Annotated in this window: 17 protein-coding genes and 1 pseudogene; 15 read left to right on the top strand and 3 right to left on the bottom strand. The window is 61.8% G+C overall.

Annotated elements, in window-relative coordinates; translation table 11 throughout:
- The first annotated feature begins 150 nt into the window (after window positions 1-150).
- The 4 genes from ABTV29_RS29410 (at window position 151) to ABTV29_RS29395 (ending at window position 6,616) form a co-directional block, all read left to right on the top strand.
- Window positions 151-3,357, top strand: coding sequence for a DUF2339 domain-containing protein (locus ABTV29_RS29410; protein ID WP_433768009.1), 3,207 nt, complete (start codon window positions 151-153; stop codon window positions 3,355-3,357).
- Window positions 3,354-4,724, top strand: a complete 1,371-nt coding sequence (locus tag ABTV29_RS29405; protein ID WP_433768008.1) for a DUF3999 domain-containing protein — start codon at window positions 3,354-3,356, stop codon at window positions 4,722-4,724. Before ABTV29_RS29410 ends, ABTV29_RS29405 begins: the two co-directional genes overlap by 4 nt.
- Before the next feature lie 275 nt (window positions 4,725-4,999).
- Window positions 5,000-6,010, top strand: coding sequence for a class 1 fructose-bisphosphatase (locus ABTV29_RS29400; RefSeq protein WP_433768007.1), 1,011 nt, complete (start codon window positions 5,000-5,002; stop codon window positions 6,008-6,010).
- 3 nt (window positions 6,011-6,013) lie between these two features.
- Window positions 6,014-6,616 (top strand): DUF924 family protein, encoded by a 603-nt coding sequence (locus ABTV29_RS29395; protein ID WP_433768006.1) that lies wholly within the window; start codon window positions 6,014-6,016, stop codon window positions 6,614-6,616.
- A gap of 117 nt (window positions 6,617-6,733) precedes the next feature.
- Here the strand turns inward: ABTV29_RS29395 and ABTV29_RS29390 are convergent, their stop codons facing one another.
- Both ABTV29_RS29390 and ABTV29_RS29385 read right to left on the bottom strand, forming a co-directional pair.
- Complete coding sequence (locus ABTV29_RS29390) at window positions 6,734-7,498, bottom strand: methyl-accepting chemotaxis protein (RefSeq protein WP_430523163.1); 765 nt, start codon at window positions 7,496-7,498, stop codon at window positions 6,734-6,736.
- A 141-nt stretch (window positions 7,499-7,639) separates the two neighbouring features.
- Window positions 7,640-8,491: pseudogene (locus ABTV29_RS29385) on the bottom strand (cache domain-containing protein); the annotation flags it as partial.
- Window positions 8,492-8,908: 417 nt separating this feature from the next.
- On the opposite strand from ABTV29_RS29385, the gene bamE reads away from it, so the two are divergent.
- On the top strand, window positions 8,909-9,163 hold the full coding sequence (gene bamE, locus ABTV29_RS29380; RefSeq protein ID WP_433768005.1) for an outer membrane protein assembly factor BamE domain-containing protein: 255 nt from the start codon (window positions 8,909-8,911) through the stop codon (window positions 9,161-9,163).
- A gap of 31 nt (window positions 9,164-9,194) precedes the next feature.
- Complete coding sequence (locus ABTV29_RS29375) at window positions 9,195-9,764, top strand: lipocalin family protein (RefSeq protein WP_433768004.1); 570 nt, start codon at window positions 9,195-9,197, stop codon at window positions 9,762-9,764.
- 114 nt (window positions 9,765-9,878) lie between these two features.
- On the opposite strand, the gene ABTV29_RS29370 is transcribed toward ABTV29_RS29375, so the two are convergent.
- The gene (locus tag ABTV29_RS29370) at window positions 9,879-11,243 is read right to left on the bottom strand and encodes a formimidoylglutamate deiminase (RefSeq protein WP_433768003.1); all 1,365 of its coding nucleotides are present in this window, start codon (window positions 11,241-11,243) and stop codon (window positions 9,879-9,881) included.
- Between the two features lie 146 nt (window positions 11,244-11,389).
- On the opposite strand from ABTV29_RS29370, the gene hutC reads away from it, so the two are divergent.
- The 9 genes from hutC to hutH (ABTV29_RS29325) all read left to right on the top strand — a co-directional run bounded on the left by hutC (window position 11,390) and on the right by hutH (ABTV29_RS29325) (window position 22,632).
- Window positions 11,390-12,100, top strand: coding sequence for a histidine utilization repressor (gene hutC, locus ABTV29_RS29365; RefSeq protein WP_173677901.1), 711 nt, complete (start codon window positions 11,390-11,392; stop codon window positions 12,098-12,100).
- A gap of 10 nt (window positions 12,101-12,110) precedes the next feature.
- Window positions 12,111-12,680: a HutD/Ves family protein gene (locus ABTV29_RS29360; protein WP_433768002.1), complete on the top strand. Its 570-nt coding sequence runs from the start codon at window positions 12,111-12,113 to the stop codon at window positions 12,678-12,680.
- A 520-nt stretch (window positions 12,681-13,200) separates the two neighbouring features.
- Complete coding sequence (gene hutU, locus ABTV29_RS29355; protein ID WP_433768001.1) at window positions 13,201-14,883, top strand: urocanate hydratase; 1,683 nt, start codon at window positions 13,201-13,203, stop codon at window positions 14,881-14,883.
- A gap of 151 nt (window positions 14,884-15,034) precedes the next feature.
- Window positions 15,035-16,507, top strand: coding sequence for a purine-cytosine permease family protein (locus ABTV29_RS29350; protein ID WP_433768000.1), 1,473 nt, complete (start codon window positions 15,035-15,037; stop codon window positions 16,505-16,507).
- A 69-nt stretch (window positions 16,508-16,576) separates the two neighbouring features.
- Window positions 16,577-17,545 carry an ABC transporter substrate-binding protein gene (locus ABTV29_RS29345; RefSeq protein WP_433767999.1) on the top strand — a complete coding sequence of 323 codons (969 nt, stop codon included), beginning with the start codon at window positions 16,577-16,579 and terminating at the stop codon, window positions 17,543-17,545.
- Window positions 17,546-17,616: 71 nt separating this feature from the next.
- A complete protein-coding gene (locus ABTV29_RS29340) occupies window positions 17,617-18,468 on the top strand; it encodes an ABC transporter permease (protein WP_110965926.1) in 852 nt (283 codons plus the stop codon).
- On the top strand, window positions 18,465-19,295 hold the full coding sequence (locus tag ABTV29_RS29335; protein ID WP_433767998.1) for a quaternary amine ABC transporter ATP-binding protein: 831 nt from the start codon (window positions 18,465-18,467) through the stop codon (window positions 19,293-19,295). The genes ABTV29_RS29340 and ABTV29_RS29335 overlap by 4 nt, the downstream gene beginning before the upstream one ends.
- Before the next feature lie 162 nt (window positions 19,296-19,457).
- Window positions 19,458-20,981, top strand: coding sequence for a histidine ammonia-lyase (gene hutH / locus ABTV29_RS29330; protein WP_433767997.1), 1,524 nt, complete (start codon window positions 19,458-19,460; stop codon window positions 20,979-20,981).
- A 118-nt stretch (window positions 20,982-21,099) separates the two neighbouring features.
- Window positions 21,100-22,632, top strand: coding sequence for a histidine ammonia-lyase (gene hutH / locus ABTV29_RS29325; RefSeq protein WP_433767996.1), 1,533 nt, complete (start codon window positions 21,100-21,102; stop codon window positions 22,630-22,632).
- The last annotated feature ends 54 nt before the right edge of the window (window positions 22,633-22,686 follow it).

Here is a 22,686-nt window from a genome sequence, read left to right as displayed (position 1 = left end):
TCGGGTCGATATACTGAGCGCACCGAAAAAGATCGCAGCCTTCGGCAGCTCCTACAGGGGAACGCATTCCAATGTAGGAGCTGCCGAAGGCTGCGATCTTTTTGGGCTGGCTACGCTAGTCTTTCAGGATTGCGCTCAAGGATATCGACCATGCAATGGATGTTGATGCTGATTGGCCTGGTGCTGGGCTGGATACTCGATGAGTCATTCAGCGATGCGCTGCTGGGCGGATTGTTCGGGTTGGCGATCGGCCAGACCCTGCGTATCACCCGGTTGGCTTCGCAAGCCAGCGAACAGCAGAAGCTGCTGGAGCAGGCCCAGGTGGTATTGCATGGCGTCGAGCAGCGGTTGGCCTTGCTGGAAGTGCCCGGCGCCACGACTGTCGAGGCTGGTCAAACCGTTGGCGAATCCGTTCCGGTCCCTGAGAATGTGACCCCTGCTGAAACCCCCGAGCTGGTCTGGGAATTACCACCGGAACTGGAGCCGCTGACGGTGGCTACCGAAGCCGCCCGACCGCTGCCCGACGATCCCTGGAAAGCCTCTTCCACCCCCCGCCAGGCACAACAGCCCGCAATCCCCCGTGAGCCCAACGTCATCGAACGCGCCATCGGCGCTGCTCGAGCGTGGCTGCTGGGCGGCAACACGGTGCTGCGGGTGGGCGTGGTGCTGCTGTTTCTCGGTCTTGCCTTCCTGCTGCGCTACGCCACCGAAGGCGTGGTGGTGCCGGTCGAACTGCGTTACGCCGGTGTCGCGGCCGCGGCCCTGGGCCTGTTGGGGCTGGGCTGGTGGCTCCGGGCACGCAATGCCAACTACGCGTTGATCCTGCAAGGTACCGGGGTTGCCGTGCTGTACCTGACAGTCTTTGCCGCGATGCGCCTGCACCCGTTGCTCGACCCTTCGGCGGCGTTCGGGCTGCTGGTGGCGGTGACGGTGTTCTCGGCCATTCTCGCCATCACCCAGGATTCCCTCGGGCTGGCCGCTGCGGCCGCCCTCGGTGGTTTCGCCGCGCCGCTGCTGGCGTCCACCGGTGCCGGCAGCCACGTCGCCTTGTTCAGCTATTTCGCCTTGCTCAATGCCGGCATTCTCGCCATTGCCTGGTTCAAGGCCTGGCGCTTGCTCAACGTGATCGGGTTCGTCGGCACCTTCGGCATCGGCTTCGCCTGGGGCGCGCGGTCCTATACACCGGAGCTGCTGTGGAGCACCGAACCGTTTCTGATTCTGTTCTTCCTGATGTACCTGGCCATCGGCCTGTTGTTCGCCCGGCGCAAGTTGCTGGAGATGAGCGATGCACCGCAAGAGGACAGCCGTGAAGCCTTGCTGCACTGGTCGACACGCAAGGGCGCTTACGTCGACGGCACGCTGCTGTTCGGTCCGCCGTTGGTGGGCTTCGGCCTGCAATTCGCGCTGGTGCAACACATGGAATTCGCCCCTGCGTTCAGCGCCCTGGCACTGGGCATCCTGTACATGGGCCTGGCCCGTTTGTTTTTTACCGGCCGCACCTTGCTGCTGGGAGAAACCTGCCTCGCCCTGGGCGTGATCTTCACCAGCCTGGCGATTCCCCTGGGGCTGGATGCGCGCTGGACGACCGCCGCCTGGGCCGTGGAAGGCGCGGGGATTTTCTGGCTCGGCCTGCGTCAGCAACGGCGGCTGGCCCGGGCGTTCGCCTTGCTGCTGCAACTGGGCTCTGCGCTGGCGTTTTTCAGCGAGTTGGGCGAGGGCGAGGGCAGCCTGCTCAAGGGGGCGCCGTTGGGGGCGCTGATGCTGGGTGTCGCGTTGCTGTTCAGCTTCCATCAATTGCACAAGTCGCTGCCTGAGCGAACGTCGCCATGGGAGCGCAAGGGCTCACCGGTACTGGCCTGTCTTGGCCTGTCGTTTCTCTACCTGCTGGCACCGCTGTTTTTCTTCGCCCACGGCACGGCGATCAGTTGGGCATTGGCCGGGTTGGTCACCTTGCTCGTCGGCCTGCGGCTACCGTCGCGCACCTTTGTCTTCACCTCGATGGCCATTCAGTTGCTGGGTGGTGCGTTGTTCCTGGTGAGTGGCTCGCTGCTCGACGAAGGCGTGCGGCCGTTGACCCATGGCGGATTCTGGACGCCATTGGTGCTTGGGTTGGCGGGGCTGGTCGGGGCCTGGCGCTTGCAGCTTGGCAACCCGGCAACAGCCTTTGATGGATTGAATCTGCAGCGCCTGTCCGAGGGATTGCTGGTTTGGGGCGCCGGCTGGTGGGCATTGGCCTGGGGCAGTGAAGTGCTGCGTTTCGCCCCGCTTCAACTGCAAGCGACGCTGTTGCTCGCCGTCGCGGCGCTGAGCGTTGCGCTTTGGGCGGTGCTGGCGTTGCGCCTGAAATGGCCGGCCCTCGGATTGCTTTGCACCCTGTTGATTCCTGCGGCCGGTCTGGTGCTGCTGGCGGCCTGGCATTCGCGTTATCACCCGGCCGCCGACTTCGGCTGGCTGGCGTGGGTCGCGGTGTTCATCGTGCATTTCGTCTCGCTGCGACGCTTGGCGCCGATGCTGCCGGTGTGGGCCTTGAGTGGCGCGCACGTGCTGGGCTGCTGGCTGCTGATCGGCGTGCTGGCGCTGGAGTTGCGTTACGGCCTGCTGCTGATGTCCGAGCAATACAACGCCTGGCGCTGGCTGGGCTGGGCAATCCTGCCGAGCCTTTATCTGGTGATGATGGCCGCGCCGCGAAACTGGCCGTGGCCGGTGTCGGGCCATTCGCGCGAGTACCGTGTGCTTGCGGCGGCACCGCTGGCGCTGTTGATGCTGGCCTGGTTCTGGCTGGCCAATGTCTTCAGCGATGGCAATGCCGAGCCGTTGCCATACGCACCGCTGCTCAATCCACTGGAACTGGGGCTGTTGTTTGCCTTGTTCGGCGTTTTCGTTTGGTCACGCAGTGCCTTGACGCAACTGGCAACCGGCAAGTCTTACCTGAATCAGGCCACGCAGCTGATCGTCGGCGTTTCGTTGTTTGCCTTCTTCACCGCCATGGTGATGCGTGCGGCACATCACTGGAGCGGCGTGCCGTACGAGCTGGAGGCGTTGCTTGAATCGATGCGGGTGCAAGCCGGGCTGTCGATCGTCTGGACCCTGATGGCCCTGGGTCTGATGATCGGTGGACACCTGCGCCATCGTCGTAAAGTCTGGCTGATCGGCGCGGCGCTGATCGGCCTGGTGGTGGCCAAACTGTTCTTTGTCGAACTGAGCAACCGTGGCGGGCTCGCCCGGATCGTCTCGTTTATCGGCGTTGGTGTGTTGCTGCTGGTGGTGGGCTACTTCGCCCCGTTGCCGCCCAAGCGCGCCGAAGCGTTGCCGGACGCGGAAAAACCGGCATCCGAAACCGAAGGAGTGTCGTCTTGAGTCAGAAGCTGAACCTGAATTGGTTGGGCATCGTTGCGATGGGTATTGCGCTGGCCGCCGCTGCCGAGGAAAAACCGGCGGATTTTGCCACGCAGGTTCCGCTTTCGGTGAGCGGCGAAGGGCCGTGGTATCGCCTGGAGCTGCCGCTGGCCGTTCTGCTCAATGCGCGGCAGACCGATCTGGGCGATGTGCGGGTGTTCAATGCCGCCGGTCAGCCGCAGGCCTACGCCCTGGCCCGGGAGGTTGCGCAAACCCAGGACAATCGCACGCTGACCGACGTCAAATGGTTCCCCTTGTACAACTCGGCGGACGACACCGAACGCGCGCCGAGCGTGCGCGTGCAATCGAGCGCCAACGGCGCATTGGTCGAAGTCCAGCCCTCCAGCCCGCTGGAGGCCGGCGAGGAAGCGTTGCGTGGCTGGTTGCTGGACGCCAGCGCCATCAAGGCGCCGTTGCAACAGTTGATTCTCGACTGGACCAGCGAGCGCGATGGCTTCCAGCGCTTCACCATCGAGGCCAGCGACGATTTGCAGCACTGGCAGGCGTGGGGCGAAGGACAGGTGGCGCGGCTGGCCTTTGCCGACGAACGGGTCGAGCAGCATGAAGTCGGCCTGCCGGGGCAGTCGGCGCGCTATCTGCGCTTGCTGTGGAGTGCGCCGCAATCGGCGCCGATCCTGACCTCGGCGCAGCTGCAAAGCGCCAGTCCTCGCAGCCTGCCGCTGCCGTTGTCGTGGTCGCAGGCGTTGGCCGGCGCGAGTGTGAAGGCCGGTGAGTACACCTGGCAGTTGCCGATGGGGCTGAACGTGGAGCGGGTGCAGATCGCGCTGGATCAGGCCAATAGCCTGGCGCCCGTGACCCTGTCCGGTCGGCGGGACAGCAGCCTGCCGTGGCAACCGATGAGCAGCGGTTTGCTCTACCGCCTGACCCAGAACGGCCAGGATGTGGTGCAGAACGAATTGCAGCTGTCGGGGCAAACCGTGCAGCAGCTCAAGTTGACCGTGGACGAGCGGGGCGGTGGCCTGGGCGAGCAGGCGCCCGCCCTGAAATTTGCCGTTCGTGCCACGCAACTGGTGTTTCTGGCGCGGGGGCCGGGGCCTTACACGCTGGCGCTGGGCAGTACGACGGCCAAAGCCGCCAACCTGCCTTTGTCGATGCTGATCCCGGAATACAACGCGGCGAAACTGGCGACGCTGGGCAAGGCCACGGTCGATGGCGCGGCGGTGGTCGCGCCGACTGCCGCGGCGGTGCAAGCGTCTGCGGGGACCGACTGGAAGAAGTTCGGCCTGTGGGCGGTGTTGTTGCTCAGCGTGCTGTTTTTGGCGGCGATGGCGTTCAGCTTGCTGCGCAAGTCCTCGGTCAAACCCTGAAGACAGAGCGCTGCGCACTCTAATCGCGAGCAGGCTCGCTCCCACAGGTATAGCGCTGACCCTGTGGGAGCGGGCTTGCCCGCGATAGCGTCGGAACAGCCACCTGAAACTTCGAAACTGTCGCCATTCCCCGGTCCACGTCCAGCCGATTTCCAACTACGCTCATCCCCCGCGCCTGAACTCTCTTCAGCCGATCACGTCTGATAGGAGGCAATGCGCCTCGACTCGCGCTAAACTGCGCGGGTTTTTAGCCCCCCCATTCCTCGGAGCCTTCCATGTCCCGCGTTACCTTGAGTCGCTATTTGATTGAGCAGACCCGTAGCAACAACACTCCTGCCGATCTGCGCTTCCTGATCGAAGTGGTGGCGCGTGCTTGCAAGGAGATCAGCCACGCCGTTTCCAAAGGCGCCCTGGGCGGCGTTCTGGGCAGCATGGGCACTGAAAACGTTCAGGGCGAAGTGCAGAAGAAGCTCGACGTGATCTCCAACGAAATCCTGCTCGAAGCCAACGAATGGGGCGGTCACCTGGCCGGCATGGCGTCCGAAGAAATGGACAATGCCTACCAGATCCCGGGCAAATACCCGAAAGGCGCCTACCTGCTGGTATTCGACCCGCTGGACGGTTCGTCGAACATCGACATCAACGCGCCGGTCGGCACCATCTTCTCGGTACTGCGTTGCCCGAACGAATACCTGAGCCAGAACGAAGCGCTGAACGAAAAGGCCTTCCTGCAGCCAGGCACCCAGCAGGTTGCCGCCGGTTACGCGATCTATGGTCCACAGACCATGCTGATCCTGACCCTGGGCGACGGCGTGAAAGGCTTCACCCTCGATCGTGAAATGGGCAGCTTTGTCCTGACCCACGAGAACATCACCATTCCTGAATCCACCCAGGAATTCGCGATCAACATGTCCAACCAGCGCCACTGGGAAGCCCCGGTACAGCGCTACGTCAGCGAATTGCTGGCTGGCGAAGAAGGCCCGCTGAAAAAGAACTACAACATGCGCTGGGTTGCCGCGATGGTCGCCGACGTGCACCGCATCCTGACCCGTGGCGGTCTGTTCATGTACCCGCGTGACGCCCGTGAGCCGTCCAAGCCAGGCAAACTGCGCCTGATGTACGAAGCCAACCCGATGTCGTTCCTCGTTGAACAAGCGGGCGGCGCCTCCACCAACGGCCACCAGCGCATCCTCGACATCCAGCCTGAAGGCCTGCACCAGCGTTGTGCGGTGTTCCTCGGCTCGAAAGAAGAAGTGGCCCGCGCCACGGCGTACCACAAGGAGTAAACCATGAACGAGCCCTGGCAGCCGTTGCTCCAATGGTGGTTCGGAACATCCGGATCAGCGAAGGAAGTGGCGGCGCAGAAGGGCAAGTTATGGTTCGGCAAGCGTGACAGCCAGGACCTCGAAGTGCGCGAGCGTTTCGGGGAACTGGTCGAGCAGGCACTGGCCGGCGGATTGACCGAGTGGGCGCAACGCCCCGAAGGTTGGCTGGCCCTGGTGCTGTTGCTCGATCAACTGCCACGCATGCTCTTTCGCGATTCCCCCAAAGCCTTTTCCGGAGACATCAGAGCCCAGGCCCTGGTGGCGCAAGGCATTGCCGCGGATTTCGATCGGCAACTACAGCCGATCCAGCGGGTGTTCATCCTTCTGGTGTTCGAGCACTGCGAAAATCTCGACGTGCAAAACGAATGCATCTCGCGCTACCTCGAACTGCTGGCGCAACAGCCGGAAAGCGACAGGGCGCTGTTTGCCGACTACCTGGACTATGCCGAGAAGCATCAGAAGGTGATTGCGCAGTTCGGACGGTTTCCCCATCGCAATGCGGTGTTGGGGCGCGAGTCTACGGTGCAGGAGTTGGAGTTTCTTTCGAAGCCAGGATCCAGGTTCTGAATCTTCATTCTCATTGATGGCCCCATCGCGAGCAGGCTCGCTCCTACAGGGGATTTGTGAACGACACAGATCCAGTGTGGGAGCGAGCCTGCTCGCGATGGGGCCGGTGAGGGCGCTCTAGATTCGGAAGCTGCCCACCAAATGCTTCAACCGCGCCGCCTGCTGCTCCAGATCGGCACAGGCGCGCAAGGTCGCCTGCAGGTTCTCCACGCCTTCCTGGTTGAGCGTGTTGATCTCGGTGATGTCGACGTTGATCGATTCCACCACCGCCGTCTGTTCTTCGGTGGCGGTCGCTACCGATTGGTTCATGCCGTCGATTTCGCCAATACGCTGGGTCACGCTGCCCAGGCGTTCGCCGGCCTGGTTGGCGATGCCGACGCTGCTTTCGCTCTGGCGCTGGCTGTCGGTCATGGTGCTGACCGCTTCGCGGGCGCCCACTTGCAGCTCTTCGATCATTTTCTGTACTTGCTGCGCCGAATCCTGGGTGCGGTGGGCGAGGTTGCGCACTTCATCGGCGACCACCGCGAATCCGCGTCCGGCTTCACCGGCACGGGCCGCTTCGATGGCGGCGTTCAAGGCCAGCAGGTTGGTCTGCTGGGAGATGCTGGTGATCACTTCCAGAATCTGCCCGATGTTGACGGTGTTGCTGTTGAGCGTCTCGATGTTGCCGCACGAATCGCTGATCTTCGCTGACAGCTGATGCATCGCCGAGATGGTTTTATCCACCACCTGCTGGCCTTCTTCGGCCAGGGAACGGGCATCGCTCGAATGCTGGGAGGCGAGGGCGGCGTTCTGGGCGATTTCCTGGGCGGCGGCGCCCAGCTGATTGATCGCCGCGGCAACGCTGCTGGTGCGCGAAGCCTGCTGGTCGGAGTTGAACATCGACGAGTTGGAGGCCGCCACCACGCGCAGCGCCACTTCGTTGACCTGGCCGGTGGCCGAGGACACTTCGCTGATCGAGGTGTGGATACGTTCGACGAAACGGTTGAACGACAGCCCCAGTGCGCCAAATTCGTCGTGACCGTGAATGGTCAGGCGCTTGGTCAGGTCACCTTCGCCTTCGGCGATGTCATGCATGGCGCGACCCATGGCCAGCAATGGCTGCATCAGGAAGCTGATCAGCATGCCCAGCAGCGCGATGATGATGACCACCGCGATCACCATGGCAACCATTGCCGAGGTGCGGAATTCGCTGAGCATCGCAAAGGCGGTTTCCTGGTCGAGCACCAGCGCCACATACCAGTCAGCCGACGGCACGCCACCTACGTGGGTGAAGGAGATGAACTGGCGCTTGCCGTCGATCTCGACCTCTTTCATCCCCGGGCTGACTTTCGGGGTATCGCTTGGGTAAGCCTCGGCCAGGCTCTTGAGCACCAGCTTGCTGTCCGGGTGGATCAGGATTTTGCCGTCGGCGCTGACGATGAAGGCGTGGCCGTGGCCGCCGAAGTTCAGCGAATTGATGATCGCGCTGACGCTGGACAGGTCGATGTCGGCCCCGGCTACACCGATCATCTGGCCCTGACGCTGCACTGGTGTTGCGACGGTGATCACCAGCTTGCCGGACGAAGCGGCGATGTAGGGTTCGGTGACAATGGTCTGTTGTGCGCTGTTGGCCGCCTTGTACCAGCCACGGGCGCGGGGGTCGTAGTCCGTCGCGCGGTTGCCTGCCGGGACCGAGAACATCAGGCCATCGGTGCCGCCGAAGTAGCTCAGCTGGAAATTTCCGGTGTAGGCGGGCAGGTCGATGGCGCGCTTGAGGCTGCCCGGGGCACTGCCGTCCACGGTGATTTGCTGGGACATCGATTGCAGCAACTGGATGCGGCTGACCAGCCAGGTCTGGATGTTGCTGGTGGTCAGGCTGCCCAGTTCCTGCATCGAGGCTTCGGTGCTATTACGCAGCGTCTGGCGCTGGCGATAGTCGTTGAACAGGATGAAACAGGCGAACGCAACGGCCACCACGAGGGCGGCAGCCAACAGGATCTTGTGGCTGAACTTCATGTTTCTGGTCATTAAATGATCTACCGCGGAAAGGCTTGTCGACAAAGGGGGGCAATTGCCACATCCATGAGCCATTGCGCTGCCTTGCATGTCGGCTGGACGGCGCCAAAGATTAGTCGTTTTTAGATAAAAACGACGAAATGCACGACAGGTTCACAAAGTGGTTGATTGGCGGGCAGAAAGAGACGAGTGGCCCCATAAATAGGCGCTCGGCGAGGGAACCAGAACGGTGTTTGCTCTTCTAAGGATCTGCTTGGCAGTCATGCCAACCCCCATCGCCCCCGGAGTTACACAATGTCCCTGCGATCCATCGCCTTGCTTTCGTTCTGCGTGTTGTTGGCTGCCTGCGGCAAGGTCAATCAGGAAAACTACTCCAAGCTCGAGTCTGGAATGACCAAGGCCGAGGTTGAAACCCTGTTGGGCAAACCCACCGATTGTGCAGGCGCGCTTGGCATGTCCAGTTGCACCTGGGGCGACAAGAACAGCTTTATCAGCGTGCAGTACGCCGGTGACAAAGTGCTGATGTTTTCCGGCCAAGGCCTGAAGTAAACCGGGGCGGTGCGCCCACGGGAGAAAAATAATGAAGCAGTTATTGATCACGCTTTTTGCCTGCCTGGTATTGGCCGGCTGTGCCACTTCTGGCCAGGATCCGTTGGCTCCCAAGACGGCCAACAGCGTGAACCTCAAGCGTTACCAGGGCACCTGGTACGAGTTGGCTCGCTTGCCGATGTACTTCCAGCGCGACTGCGCGCAATCCGAAGCCCATTACACGCTCAAGCCCGACGGCAACATCGCGGTGTTGAACCGCTGCCTGACGCCGCAGTGGGAGTGGGAAGAGGTCAAGGGCACCGCTTATCCACAGGTGCCGGGCAAGACCGACAAGTTGTGGGTCGAGTTCGATACCTGGTTCTCGCGGTTGATTCCGGGTTCGGCGAAGGGCGAATACTGGGTGCTGTACGTCAGCGATGATTACAAGACCGCCATCGTCGGCGACCCGAGCCGTCGTTATCTGTGGTTGTTGTCGCGCACGCCGACCGTCAACGGGGTGGTGCGTGAAGAGTTGCTGAGCAAGGCGCGTCAGCAGGGTTACGACACCACGCGGCTGATCTGGCGGGCGTCGGATACGCAGATGGCGAAGACTTCCAACTGATCACATAAATCCCTTGTGGGAGCTGGCTTGCCAGCGATGAGGCCATCAGATTCAGCATCATTGCTGTCTGATCTACCGCCATCGCTGGCAAGCCAGCTCTCACATTGTTTTGTGTCAGCCTAAGAGATCGCGCAGGACCTGGGTGAACGCCCGGTTGCTTTCTTCTTCATCGGCATGGCGCCCATCGCGCACTACCCACTGGCCGTTGACCAGCACGTCGCGCACCTGACGATCGCCACCGGCAAACAACCAGCGGTTCAGGATCCCGTCACCACTGGCCGTCGCCAGGTACGGATCGTTGCCATCGAGCACCAGCCAATCGGCGCGCTTGCCGACTTCCAATGCACCAATCGGCTGACCCAGTGCCTGGGCACCGCCATCCAGCGCGGCATCGAACAGCGTGCGGCCGACCATCGGTTGATCGGCGCCATACAGGCGGTTACGCCGCTGATCGCGCAGACGCTGGCCGTATTCCAGCCAGCGCAGTTCTTCCACCACGCTCAGGGATACATGGCTGTCGGAGCCGATACCCATGCGTCCGCCTTGTGCCAGGAAGTCCACCGCCGGGAAAATCCCGTCGCCGAGGTTGGCTTCGGTGGTCAGGCACAGGCCCGCGATGGCGCGACTCTTGGCCATCAGCGTGACTTCTTCCGGGTTGGCGTGGGTGGCGTGGACCAGGCACCAGCGTTGGTCGACTTCGACGTTTTCGTACAGCCATTGCAGCGGGCGGCGACCGCTCCAGGTCAGGCAGTCATCGACTTCTTTCTGCTGTTCGGCGATGTGAATGTGCACAGGGCATTGCTTGTCGCTGGCCGCCAGCACTTCGCTGATCTGCTGCGGCGTTACCGCGCGCAACGAGTGGAAGCACAGGCCCAGCGATTGCGCCTTCTGCTGAGCCAGCAGGGGTTGCAGGCGTGATTGCAGCTTCAGGTAATTTTCGGTGCTGTTGATGAAGCGGCGCTGACCTTCGTTCGGGGTCTGGCCACCAAAACCGGAGTGGCTGTAGAGCACCGGCAACAGGGTCAAGCCGATACCCGCGGAGCTGGCGGCCTGGCTGATGCGCAGCGCCAGTTCCGCCGGATCGGCGTAAGGCTGGCCGTTGTTGTCGTGATGCACGTAATGGAATTCGGCGACCGAGGTATAGCCGGCCTTGAGCATCTCGATGTACAGCTGGCGAGCGATGACGCCCAGTTGCTCCGGGCTGATTTTTCCGACGAGGCGATACATCAGGTCGCGCCAGGTCCAGAAGCTGTCGTTCGGATTGCCCGCCACTTCCGCCAGCCCGGCCATCGCCCGCTGGAAAGCGTGGGAGTGCAGATTCGGCATGCCCGGCAACAGCGGGCCGCTCAGCCGCTCGGCGCCATCTGCATGGGAATCGGCCTGGATATGGGTCAGGACGCCATCGGCGTTGACCTCAAGACGTACATTGTTGGCCCATCCACTAGGCAGCAGCGCGCGTTCGGCAAAGAAGGCGGACATGGTTCAGCACCCCATCGTGTGTTATTTGTATATACATATACAGACGTTTGCCTGCCCGGTAAACTCCGGCAAGCTAGCAACATCAACTAAACGACCAAGGATTAACCGTGCCGACTCCGCCTCCAGTCTCTCCGTTGGCCGCGAACATGGGCGACAGTCCGGCGCCCCTGTACGCTCGCGTCAAACAGATGATCACCCAGCAAATCGACAGCGGTAACTGGCCGCCGCACTACCGCGTTCCGTCGGAAAGTGAGCTGGTCAGCCAGTTGGGCTTCAGCCGCATGACCATCAACCGTGCCCTGCGCGAGATGACGGCCGATGGCCTGCTGGTGCGCATGCAAGGTGTCGGCACCTTCGTCGCCGAGCCGAAAAGCCAGTCCGCCCTGTTTGAAGTGCACAACATCGCCGACGAAATCGCCTCCCGTGGCCATCGCCATACCTGCAAGGTCATCACCCTCGAGGAAGAGGCTGCCGGTTCCGAGCGCGCATTGGCGCTGGACATGCGCGAAGGGCAGAAGGTGTTCCATTCGCTGATCGTGCATTTCGAAAACGATATTCCGGTGCAAATCGAAGACCGCTTCGTCAACGCGCTGGTCGCGCCGGATTACCTCAAGCAGGACTTCACCCTGCAAACGCCTTATGCCTACCTGAACCAGGTCGCGCCGCTGACCGAAGGCGAGCACGTGGTCGAGGCCATTCTGGCCGAGTCATCCGAATGCAAGTTGCTGCAGATTGAAAAGGGCGAGCCGTGCCTGTTGATTCGCCGGCGTACCTGGTCCGGTCGTCAGCCTGTGACGGCTGCCCGCCTGATTCACCCAGGTTCTCGTCATCGTCTGGAAGGTCGGTTTCATAAATAGAGAGCAGTAAATGAACGAGTTGAAAGTCCTTCGCGCCAAAGACTACCCGCGCATGCCGTGGAAAAACGGCGGCGGCAGCACCGAAGAAATCACCCGCGATGCCGGTACCGGCCTGGACGGCTTCGGCTGGCGCCTGTCGATTGCCGACATTGGCGAGTCGGGCGGCTTTTCCACCTTCGCCGGTTACGAGCGGATCATTACCGTACTGCAAGGTGACGGCATGACCCTGTCCGTAGACGGCAGCGACACGCGGCCACTGTTACCGCTGGACCCGTTTGCCTTCAGTGGTGAGAGCAAGGTGGCCTGCACTCTGCTCGGCGGCCCGATTCGCGATTTCAACCTGATCTATGCACCGCAGCGCTACAGCGCACGGTTGCAGTGGCTGGATGGCCAACAGCGGTTTTTCAGCGAGGCCGGGACTGTGCTGGTGTTCAGCGTCAGCGATGCGCTGGAGGTGAAGGTCGGTAACAGTGCCTCGCAGCTGGGTCGCCATGATTGCCTGCAACTCGACGGTAACACCGGTCTCTTGGAAGTCTCCAGCCATGGCGCCTGCTGTGTGATTGAACTGACTGCACGCTGATACAGCTGTATACGCTTTCTCTGTGGCGAGGGAGCTTGCTCCCGCTCGGCGGCGAAGCCGTCGTATGCCTTGCCAGCCGGATTCAAAGATTAAAAATCGGTTGATGGTTTTGGGGCTGCTGCGCAGCCCAGCGGGAGCAAGCTCCCTCGCCACAAAAAAGTAGTACCCAACTCCGTTCCCCAACGCGCACCAACTTGTTACCGAACGCCCCATCCCGGCGCAAAACCACACTCAAGTAACAATCGCCACCGCCTCGCAAAAATCCCCCCGAAAAATTTCATCTTCGCCACAGCCCTTGATTCAGGCGCTTTCCAGCGCTTTCAGAATTTTTCTTGAATGCCCATCCAATAAGTTGGCCGCTTGATTGCATATGCTTGTATGTACAAGTAAAGACGTATGCGTATAAGTCGATTGAGACGACCCGCAACGTCCACTGATTCGCTTGTAGCGCAACGATGCGTACAGGCTGGCTTACCCACCGCCAGGGTTGGTTTGGATTGATCGCTGAGGAGTCTTTTTCGTGACTGACAAAAAAATTACCAAATTCCGTGACGTTGAAATCCGTGCACCGCGCGGCAACAAGCTGACCGCCAAGAGCTGGCTGACCGAAGCGCCGCTGCGCATGCTGATGAACAACCTCGACCCGGAAGTTGCCGAGAATCCAAAAGAACTGGTGGTTTACGGTGGTATCGGTCGTGCCGCGCGTAACTGGGAGTGCTACGACAAGATCGTCGAGAGCCTGACCAACCTGAACGACGACGAGACCCTGCTGGTGCAATCCGGCAAGCCGGTCGGCGTGTTCAAGACCCACAGCAACGCCCCGCGCGTACTGATCGCCAACTCCAACCTGGTGCCACACTGGGCCACCTGGGAACACTTCAACGAACTGGACGCCAAGGGCCTGGCCATGTATGGCCAGATGACCGCCGGCAGCTGGATCTACATCGGCAGCCAGGGCATCGTCCAGGGCACCTACGAAACCTTCGTCGAAGCCGGTCGCCAGCACTACAACGACAACCTGACCGGCAAGTGGGTCCTGACCGCCGGTCTGGGTGGCATGGGTGGCGCCCAGCCTCTGGCTGCTACATTGGCCGGCGCTTGCTCGCTGAACATTGAATGCCAACAGATCAGCATCGATTTCCGTCTGAAAACCCGCTACGTCGACGAGCAGGCCAAAGACCTCGACGACGCCCTGGCGCGCATCGCCAAGTACACCGCCGAAGGCAAGGCGATCTCCATCGCTCTGTGCGGTAACGCCGCCGAAATCCTTCCGGAACTGGTGCGTCGCGGCGTGCGTCCCGACATGGTCACCGACCAGACCAGCGCCCACGACCCGCTGAACGGCTACCTGCCGGCCGGCTGGACCTGGGACGAATACCGCGCTCGCGCCAAGACCGAGCCGGCTGCCGTGGTGAAAGCCGCCAAGCAATCGATGGCCGTGCACGTCAAGGCCATGCTGGACTTCCAGAAAATGGGCGTGCCGACCTTCGACTACGGCAACAACATCCGTCAGATGGCGCAGGAAGAGGGCGTGGAAAACGCTTTCGACTTCCCGGGCTTCGTACCGGCCTACATCCGTCCGCTGTTCTGCCGTGGCATCGGCCCGTTCCGTTGGGCGGCTCTGTCGGGCAACGCGGAAGACATCTACAAGACCGACGCCAAGGTCAAGGAACTGATCCCGGACGACGCCCACCTGCACAACTGGCTGGACATGGCGCGCGAGCGCATCAGCTTCCAGGGCCTGCCGGCGCGTATCTGCTGGGTTGGCCTGGGCCTGCGCGCCAAGCTGGGCCTGGCGTTCAACGAAATGGTGCGTAGCGGCGAGCTGTCGGCACCGATCGTGATCGGCCGCGACCACCTGGATTCCGGCTCGGTCTCCAGCCCGAACCGCGAAACCGAATCGATGCAGGACGGTTCCGACGCCGTGTCCGACTGGCCACTGCTCAACGCCCTGCTCAACACCGCAAGCGGCGCGACCTGGGTTTCCCTGCACCACGGCGGCGGTGTCGGCATGGGCTTCTCCCAGCACTCGGGCATGGTGATTGTCTGCGACGGTACTGACGAAGCGGCCGAGCGCATCGCACGCGTGCTGCACAACGACCCGGCGACCGGGGTTATGCGCCATGCCGATGCGGGTTACCAGATCGCTATCGACTGCGCCAAGGAACAAGGGCTGAACCTGCCGATGATTACCGGCAAATAAAAACTGGGCCTTGGCCCAATGCAAACCTGTAGGAGCTGCCGCAGGCTGCGATCTTTTGATCTTGTTCCTTTAAAGATCGCAGCCTCGTTTCACTCGACAGCTCCTACAGGGATTGCGTAAACCCAAAATAACAATCCACAGAGGTTGAACCATGGCTGTCACTGACGAACGTGCAGGCAACAAACCGTTGATCGAGAAACGCTCGATCGACTACATCCCGGAAGCGGAAAGACACGGTCGTCTGTTCAGCCAGTTCACCCTGTGGATGGGTGCCAACCTGCAAATCACCGCGATCGTCACCGGGGCCCTGGCCGTGGTGTTGGGCGGTGACGTGTTCTGGTCTTTGATCGGTCTGTTGATCGGTCAAGTGCTCGGTGGCGGGGTCATGGCGTTGCACGCGGCGCAAGGGCCCAAGCTGGGTCTGCCGCAGATGATTTCCAGCCGGGTGCAGTTCGGCGTTTACGGCGCGGCCATCCCGATCGTGCTGGTCTGCCTGATGTACCTGGGCTTTACCGCAACGGGCACGGTGCTTTCCGGCCAGGCCCTGGGCCAGTTGTTTGGTGTCAGTGACACCGTCGGCATCCTCATCTTCGCCAGTGTCATCGTGCTGGTCACGGTGCTCGGGTATCGGGTGATCCATTGGATTGGCCGTGTCGCCAGCATCATCGGCGTCATTGCCTTCGTCTATCTGTTCAGCCGCCTGATGAGCCAGACCGATGTGGGCGCACTGCTGCAGATTCGCCAATTCAGCTGGAGCAGCTTCCTGCTGGCGGTGTCGCTCGCGGCGTCCTGGCAGATCGCTTTCGGCCCTTATGTGGCTGACTATTCGCGCTACCTGCCGAGCAAGACGTCCTCGGTGAAAACCTTTTTCGCCGCGGGCGCCGGTTCAGTCATCGGCGCACAGGTGGCGATGATCCTCGGCGTGTTTGCCGCCGCTTCGGCCAATGGCCAATACGCGGGTCATGAAGTGGCCTACATCGTGGGTTTCGCCGGCAGTGGTGCCACCGCCGCGCTGCTGTACTTCAGCATCGCGTTCGGCAAGGTCACCATTTCCACGCTGAACTCCTACGGCAGCTTCATGTGCATTGCGACCATCATCAGCGGTTTCCGTGGTGACCTGAAGGTCACGCGCTTGCAGCGTCTGGTGTGGGTGCTGGTCATCGTCGGTGCCGCGACCCTGATGGCTTTGCTCGGCCAGCACTCGTTCCTCGGTGCATTCAAGTCCTTCATCCTGTTCCTGCTGGCGTTCTTCACGCCATGGAGCGCGATCAACCTGGTGGACTACTACTGCATCACCCGCGAGCGCTATGACGTACCGGCGCTGGCTGATCCGAACGGTCGTTACGGCCGCTGGAACCTGCTGGGTATCAGCGTCTACGTGTTCGGTGTGCTGGTGCAGTTGCCGTTCATCTCTACTAAGTTCTATACCGGTCCGCTGGTGGCATCCCTGGGTGACGTGGATATTTCCTGGATCATCGGTCTGGTGCTTCCTGCGGCTCTCTATTATGTGTGCGCAAAAAAATGGCACGGCACAGTGCCCGATCACCTGATTCTGCCGGTTGAGCAGGACAGCGTTGTACAACCTAAAACAAACGGGACCGGGCGCGCTGCGGCGCAGGCCTGATTGGACGTAGACAGGGCTGGATGCCTCTTGACTGCCGTAAGCCAATTCATGATTAGGAGCGTCACAACAATGAAATCGAACAAGACCCTGCTGACCACACTGCTTTCCATGGGCCTGCTGGCCAGTGCCGGCGCCACTCAGGCGGCGGGCTGGTGCGAGTCGGGCAAACCGGTGAAATTCGCCGGCTTGAACTGGGAAAGCGCCATGTTGCTGACCGACGTGCTGCAAGTCGTGTTGGAAAAAGGCTACGACTGCAAGACCGACAGCCTGCCGGGCAACTCCATCGCCATGGAAAACGCCCTGAGCAGCAATGACATCCAGGTGTTTGCCGAAGAATGGGTCGGCCGCAGCGAGGTCTGGAACAAGGCCGAGAAGGCCGGCAAGGTCGTCGGTGTCGGCGCTCCAGTGGTTGGCGCGATCGAAGGCTGGTACGTGCCGCGCTACGTGATCGAAGGCGACGCCAAGCGCAAGCTGGAAGCCAAGGCGCCGGACCTGAAAAACATCGCCGACCTGGGCAAGTACTCCACTTTGTTCAAGGACCCGGAAGAGCCATCCAAGGGCCGTTTCTACAACTGCCCGGCCGGCTGGACCTGTGAGCTGGACAACAGCGAAATGCTGAAAAGCTACGGCCTGGAAAACAGCTACACCAACTTCCGCCCGGGCACCGGTCCGGCACTGGATGCCGCTGTGCTGTCGAGCTACAAGCGTGGCGAGCCGATCCTGTTCTACTACTGGTCGCCAACGCCGCTGATGGGCCTGGTTGACGCAGTGAAACTGGAAGAGAAGCCAGGCGTTAACAAAAGCGTGACCATCAAGGTCGGCCTGTCCAAGACCTTCCACGACGAAGCACCGGAACTGGTGACCGTGTTCGAAAAGGTCAACCTGCCGATCGACCTGCTGAACCAGAACCTGGGACGCATGAGCAAGGAGCGAATCGAGTCGCCAAAACTGGCCAAGATCTTCCTGAAGGAACATCCTGAAGTCTGGCACGCATGGGTGAGCGAAGACGCAGCCAAAAAGATCGACGCGGCCTTGTAGGTTGAGCTTCACCGACTGCCGGCAACGGCAGTCGGATGCTTGATCGCAACCCCTTGATTGAGAGTCTCATTATGTTTCCCGAAAGCTTTACCTTTTCCATCGCCGACTGGGTCAACGGTTGGGTCGATTCGCTGGTCACCAACTACGGCGATGTGTTCCGTCACATCTCCGACACCCTGTTGTGGGCCATCGTCAATCTTGAAGGCCTGCTGCGTGCGGCGCCCTGGTGGCTGATGCTGGCGATCGTTGCCGGCGTTGCCTGGCACGCGACCCGCAAAGTGGCGACCACCGCGGTCATCGTCGGCTTGCTGTTCCTGGTGGGTGCGGTCGGCCTCTGGGACAAACTGATGCAAACCCTGGCGCTGATGCTGGTGGCGACGATCATCTCGGTGCTGATCGGCGTGCCGCTGGGCATCCTGTCGGCGCGCAGCAATCGCCTGCGTTCGATCTTGATGCCGCTGCTGGACATCATGCAGACCATGCCGAGCTTCGTGTACCTGATCCCGGTACTGATGCTGTTCGGCCTGGGCAAGGTCCCGGCGATTTTCGCCACCGTGATCTACGCCGCGCCGCCGCTGATCCGCCTGACCGATCTGGGTATTCGCCAGGTCGACGGTGAAGTGATGGAAGCGATCAACGCCTTCGGTGCCAACCGCTGGCAGCAACTGTTCGGCGTGCAACTGCCGCTGGCCCTGCCGAGCATCATGGCCGGGATCAACCAGACCACCATGATGGCCCTGTCGATGGTGGTAATCGCCTCGATGATCGGTGCCCGTGGCCTGGGTGAAGACGTACTGGTAGGGATTCAAACCCTCAACGTCGGACGTGGCCTGGAAGCGGGTCTGGCGATCGTGATTCTGGCAGTGGTGATCGACCGCATTACACAGGCGTACGGTCGCGCACGGCATGAGGTGAGCAAATGAGCAACGCAACCGTAAGCAAGATTGAAGTCAAAAACGTCTTCAAGATTTTCGGCAACCGTTCCAAGGACGCGCTGGCCCTGGTTGGCCAGGGCAAGACCAAGGATCAGGTGCTGTCCGAAACCGGCTGCGTGGTCGGTGTGAACGACCTGTCGCTGAGCATCGGCAGCGGCGAGATCTTCGTGATCATGGGCCTGTCCGGTTCCGGCAAATCCACCCTGGTGCGCCACTTCAACCGCCTGATCGACCCGACCAGCGGCGCGATCCTGGTGGACGGCGTGGACATCCTGCAATACGACATGGAAGCCCTGCGCGAATTCCGCCGTCGCAAGATCAGCATGGTGTTCCAGAGCTTTGGCCTGCTGCCGCACAAGACGGTGCTGGACAACGTCGCCTACGGCCTGAAGATCCGTGGCGAAAGCAAAGCCATGTGCAGCGAGCGTGCGCTGCACTGGATCAACACCGTGGGCCTCAAGGGCTACGAAAACAAATACCCGCACCAGCTCTCGGGCGGCATGCGCCAGCGTGTGGGCCTGGCCCGCGCACTGGCGGCGGACACCGACATCATCCTGATGGACGAAGCCTTCAGCGCCCTCGACCCGCTGATCCGCGCGGAAATGCAGGACCAGTTGCTGGAGCTGCAAAAGACCCTGCACAAGACCATCGTCTTCATCACCCACGACCTCGACGAGGCCGTGCGCATCGGCAACCGCATCGCGATCCTCAAGGACGGCCGCCTGATCCAGGTCGGCACGCCGAAAGAGATCCTGCATTCGCCGGCGGATGAGTATGTCGACCGGTTCGTGCAGCGGCGGGCGGCGGTGGTTTAAAGAGATTTGCAGTGATTGGGCGGGCCCCATCGCGGGCAAGCCCGCTCCCACAGGGATAGGTGTGGTGACACAGATTGTGGGCACACCTCAGAACCTGTGGGAGCGGGCTTGCCCGCGATGAGGCCGGTAGAGCTGCATCAATATTCAGGTATGAGGTTGAAGATGTCCCAGGCTGAAAAAATCGTTATCGCCGATGCCCCGCTGCGTTGGCAGGATGTAGTCGCAGTCGCCCGCCATGGCGCACAGCTCGAGCTGTCGGCGCAGGCCTGGGCACGGATCGAAAATGCGCAGGCCATCGTCCAGCGCATCGTCACCAGCGGCGAACGCGCCTACGGCGTGAACACCGGCCTGGGCGCGCTGTGCAACGTCTCGCTCAAAGACGAACAACTCAGCCAGCTGTCGCGCAATACCCTGCTCAGTCATGCCTGTGGCGTCGGCGCCCCACTGGCCGACGAGCAGACCCGCGCGATCATGTGCGCGGCCATCCTCAACTTCACCCAAGGCAAATCCGGTGTTCATCGCCGGGTGGTCGAAGCCTTGCTGGCGTTGCTCAACAAAGGCATCACCCCACAAGTGCCGTCCCAGGGTTCGGTCGGTTACCTGACCCACATGGCCCACATCAGCATTGCGCTGCTGGGCGTGGGCAACGTCAGCTATCGCGGGCAAATCGTTGCCGCGCAACAGGCCCTGGCCGAAGAAGGCCTGCAACCTGTGCAGCTGGGCGCCAAGGACGGGCTGTGCCTGGTCAACGGTACGCCATGCATGAACGGCCTGAGCGCTCTGGCCATTGCCGACGCCACCCGTCTGCTGCAGTGGGCCGATGTGATCAGTGCCATGAGCTTCGAGGCCCAGCGCGGGCAGATCGTCGCGTTCGATGCAGAGATCATCGCGCTCAAGCCGCATCCGGGCATGCAGCAGGTCGGCATTAACCTGCGGGCGCTGCTCGACGGCAGCGAAGTGATCGCGCAAAGCAAAGGCATTCGTACCCAGGACGCCCTGAGCATCCGCTCGATTCCGCAGGTGCACGGCGCCGCGCGCGATCAGCTGGCGCACGCGATCAAGCAAGTCGAAATCGAACTCAACGGTTGCACCGACAACCCGTTGTTGCTGGGCACACCGGACAACTTCCGCGTGATGTCCCAGGCCAATCCACATGGCCAGTCGGTGGCGATGGCGGCGGACCTGCTGGCCATTGCCATGGCGGAAATCGGCTCCATCGCCGAGCGTCGCCTGGACCGTTTGATCAACCCGCACGTCAGTGGTCTGCCAGCCTTCCTGGTGGCCAATCCGGGGGTAAACTCCGGGATGATGATCGTGCAGTACGTTGCCGCTTCCCTCTGCGCGGAAAACCGTCAGCTGGCGCAACCGGCCGTGCTCGATAACTACGTGACCTCGGGCTTGCAGGAAGACCACCTGAGCATGGGCACCAATGCCGCGCTGAAGCTGCACCGCGCGCTGGAAAACTGCACGCAGATCCTTGCCATCGAGTACCTGCTGGCGGCCCAGGCCTTCGAATTCCTCAAGGAACAACGTTTCGGCGCTGGCACGGATGCGGCGTGGCGTCTGCTGCGCGAACGCGTGCCGGCCTACGATCAGGACCGCTGGCTGGCGCCTGACATCGCCGCCGCGGCCAGCGTGTTGAAAGACCCGGCTGTGCTGCAAAAAGCCTTGCCGGACTTGCACTGATTTTCCCGACACCAGCGTGCCAAGGCGCCAGTCCGCTCAAAAGGCGGGCAGCGACGGACAACGGATACCTCCGGAGCGTCTGGTCAGAAAGCATGAGAACTCTCACAAGGAGCCCGAAATGACTGCGCTAAACCTGATTCCCGGCCAACTGAGCCTTGCCCAGCTGCGTGATGTATACCAGCAGCCGGTGAAGCTGACCCTCGATAACAGCGCCTCGGCACAGATCGAAGCCAGCGTCGCCTGCGTGGAACAGATCCTCGCTGAAAACCGCACCGCCTACGGCATCAACACCGGTTTCGGCCTGCTGGCCTCGACCCGTATCGCCAGCGCGGACCTGGAAAACCTCCAGCGTTCACTGGTGCTGTCCCACGCCGCCGGCGTCGGCGAGCCGATCAGCGACGCGCTGTGCCGCCTGGTCATGGTGCTCAAGGTCAACAGCCTGAGCCGTGGCTTCTCCGGTATCCGCCGCAAAGTCATCGATGCGCTGATCGCCCTGATCAACGCCGAGGTTTACCCGCACATCCCGCTGAAAGGTTCGGTGGGCGCTTCCGGCGACCTGGCGCCACTGGCGCACATGTCGCTGGTACTGCTGGGCGAAGGCAAGGCCCGCTACAAGGGTGAGTGGATGGAAGCCACCGAAGCGCTGAAAGTCGCCGGTCTGACCCCGCTGACCCTGGCCGCGAAAGAAGGTCTGGCACTGCTCAACGGCACCCAGGTGTCCACCGCTTTCGCCCTGCGCGGTCTGTTCGAAGGCGAAGACCTGTTCGCCGGCGCTTTGGCGTTGGGCGGCCTGACCGTTGAAGCGGTACTCGGTTCGCGTTCGCCGTTCGACGCACGCATCCACGCCGCCCGTGGCCAGAAAGGCCAGATCGATGCCGCCGCCGCTTATCGTGATCTGCTGGGCGAGCGCAGCGAAGTGTCCGATTCCCATGAGAACTGCGAGAAGGTCCAGGACCCGTACTCCCTGCGCTGCCAGCCGCAAGTCATGGGCGCCTGCCTGACCCAGTTCCGTCAGGCCGCCGAGGTGCTGGCGATCGAAGCCAACGCCGTTTCCGATAACCCGCTGGTGTTCGCCGCCGAAGGCGATGTGATTTCTGGCGGCAATTTCCACGCCGAGCCAGTGGCCATGGCCGCCGACAACATGGCCTTGGCCATCGCGGAAATCGGTTCCCTGAGCGAGCGTCGTATCTCGCTGATGATGGACAAGCACATGTCGCAACTGCCGCCGTTCCTGGTGGCCAACGGTGGCGTGAACTCCGGCTTCATGATCGCCCAGGTGACCGCCGCGGCACTGGCCAGCGAGAACAAGGCCCTGTCCCATCCGCATTCGGTGGACAGCCTGCCGACCTCTGCCAACCAGGAAGACCACGTATCCATGGCCCCGGCGGCGGGCAAGCGCCTGTGGGAAATGGCCGAAAACACCCGGGGCATTCTTGCGGTGGAATGGCTGGCGGCTGCCCAGGGGCTGGACCTGCGCAATGGCCTGAAGACCTCGCCGAAACTGGAAAAGGTTCGGGCGATTCTGCGTAAGGAAGTGCCGCCGTACGAGAAAGACCGTTTCTTTGCACCGGACATCAATGCGGCGATTGAACTGCTGGCTTCGCGGTGCCTGACCGAGCTGGTTCCGGTCAAGTTGCTGCCTAGTTTGTGATTGACCTATCGCGAGCAGGCTCGCTCCCACACTGGAATGCGTAACCCCTGTGGG

The organism is Pseudomonas putida (genome assembly GCF_050989985.1).
In the GTDB taxonomy this organism is placed as follows: Bacteria; Pseudomonadota; Gammaproteobacteria; order Pseudomonadales; family Pseudomonadaceae; genus Aquipseudomonas; species Aquipseudomonas putida_AI.
The sequence above is the reverse complement of the archived record's forward strand: the minus strand, read 5'-3'. Positions and strand labels throughout refer to the sequence as shown.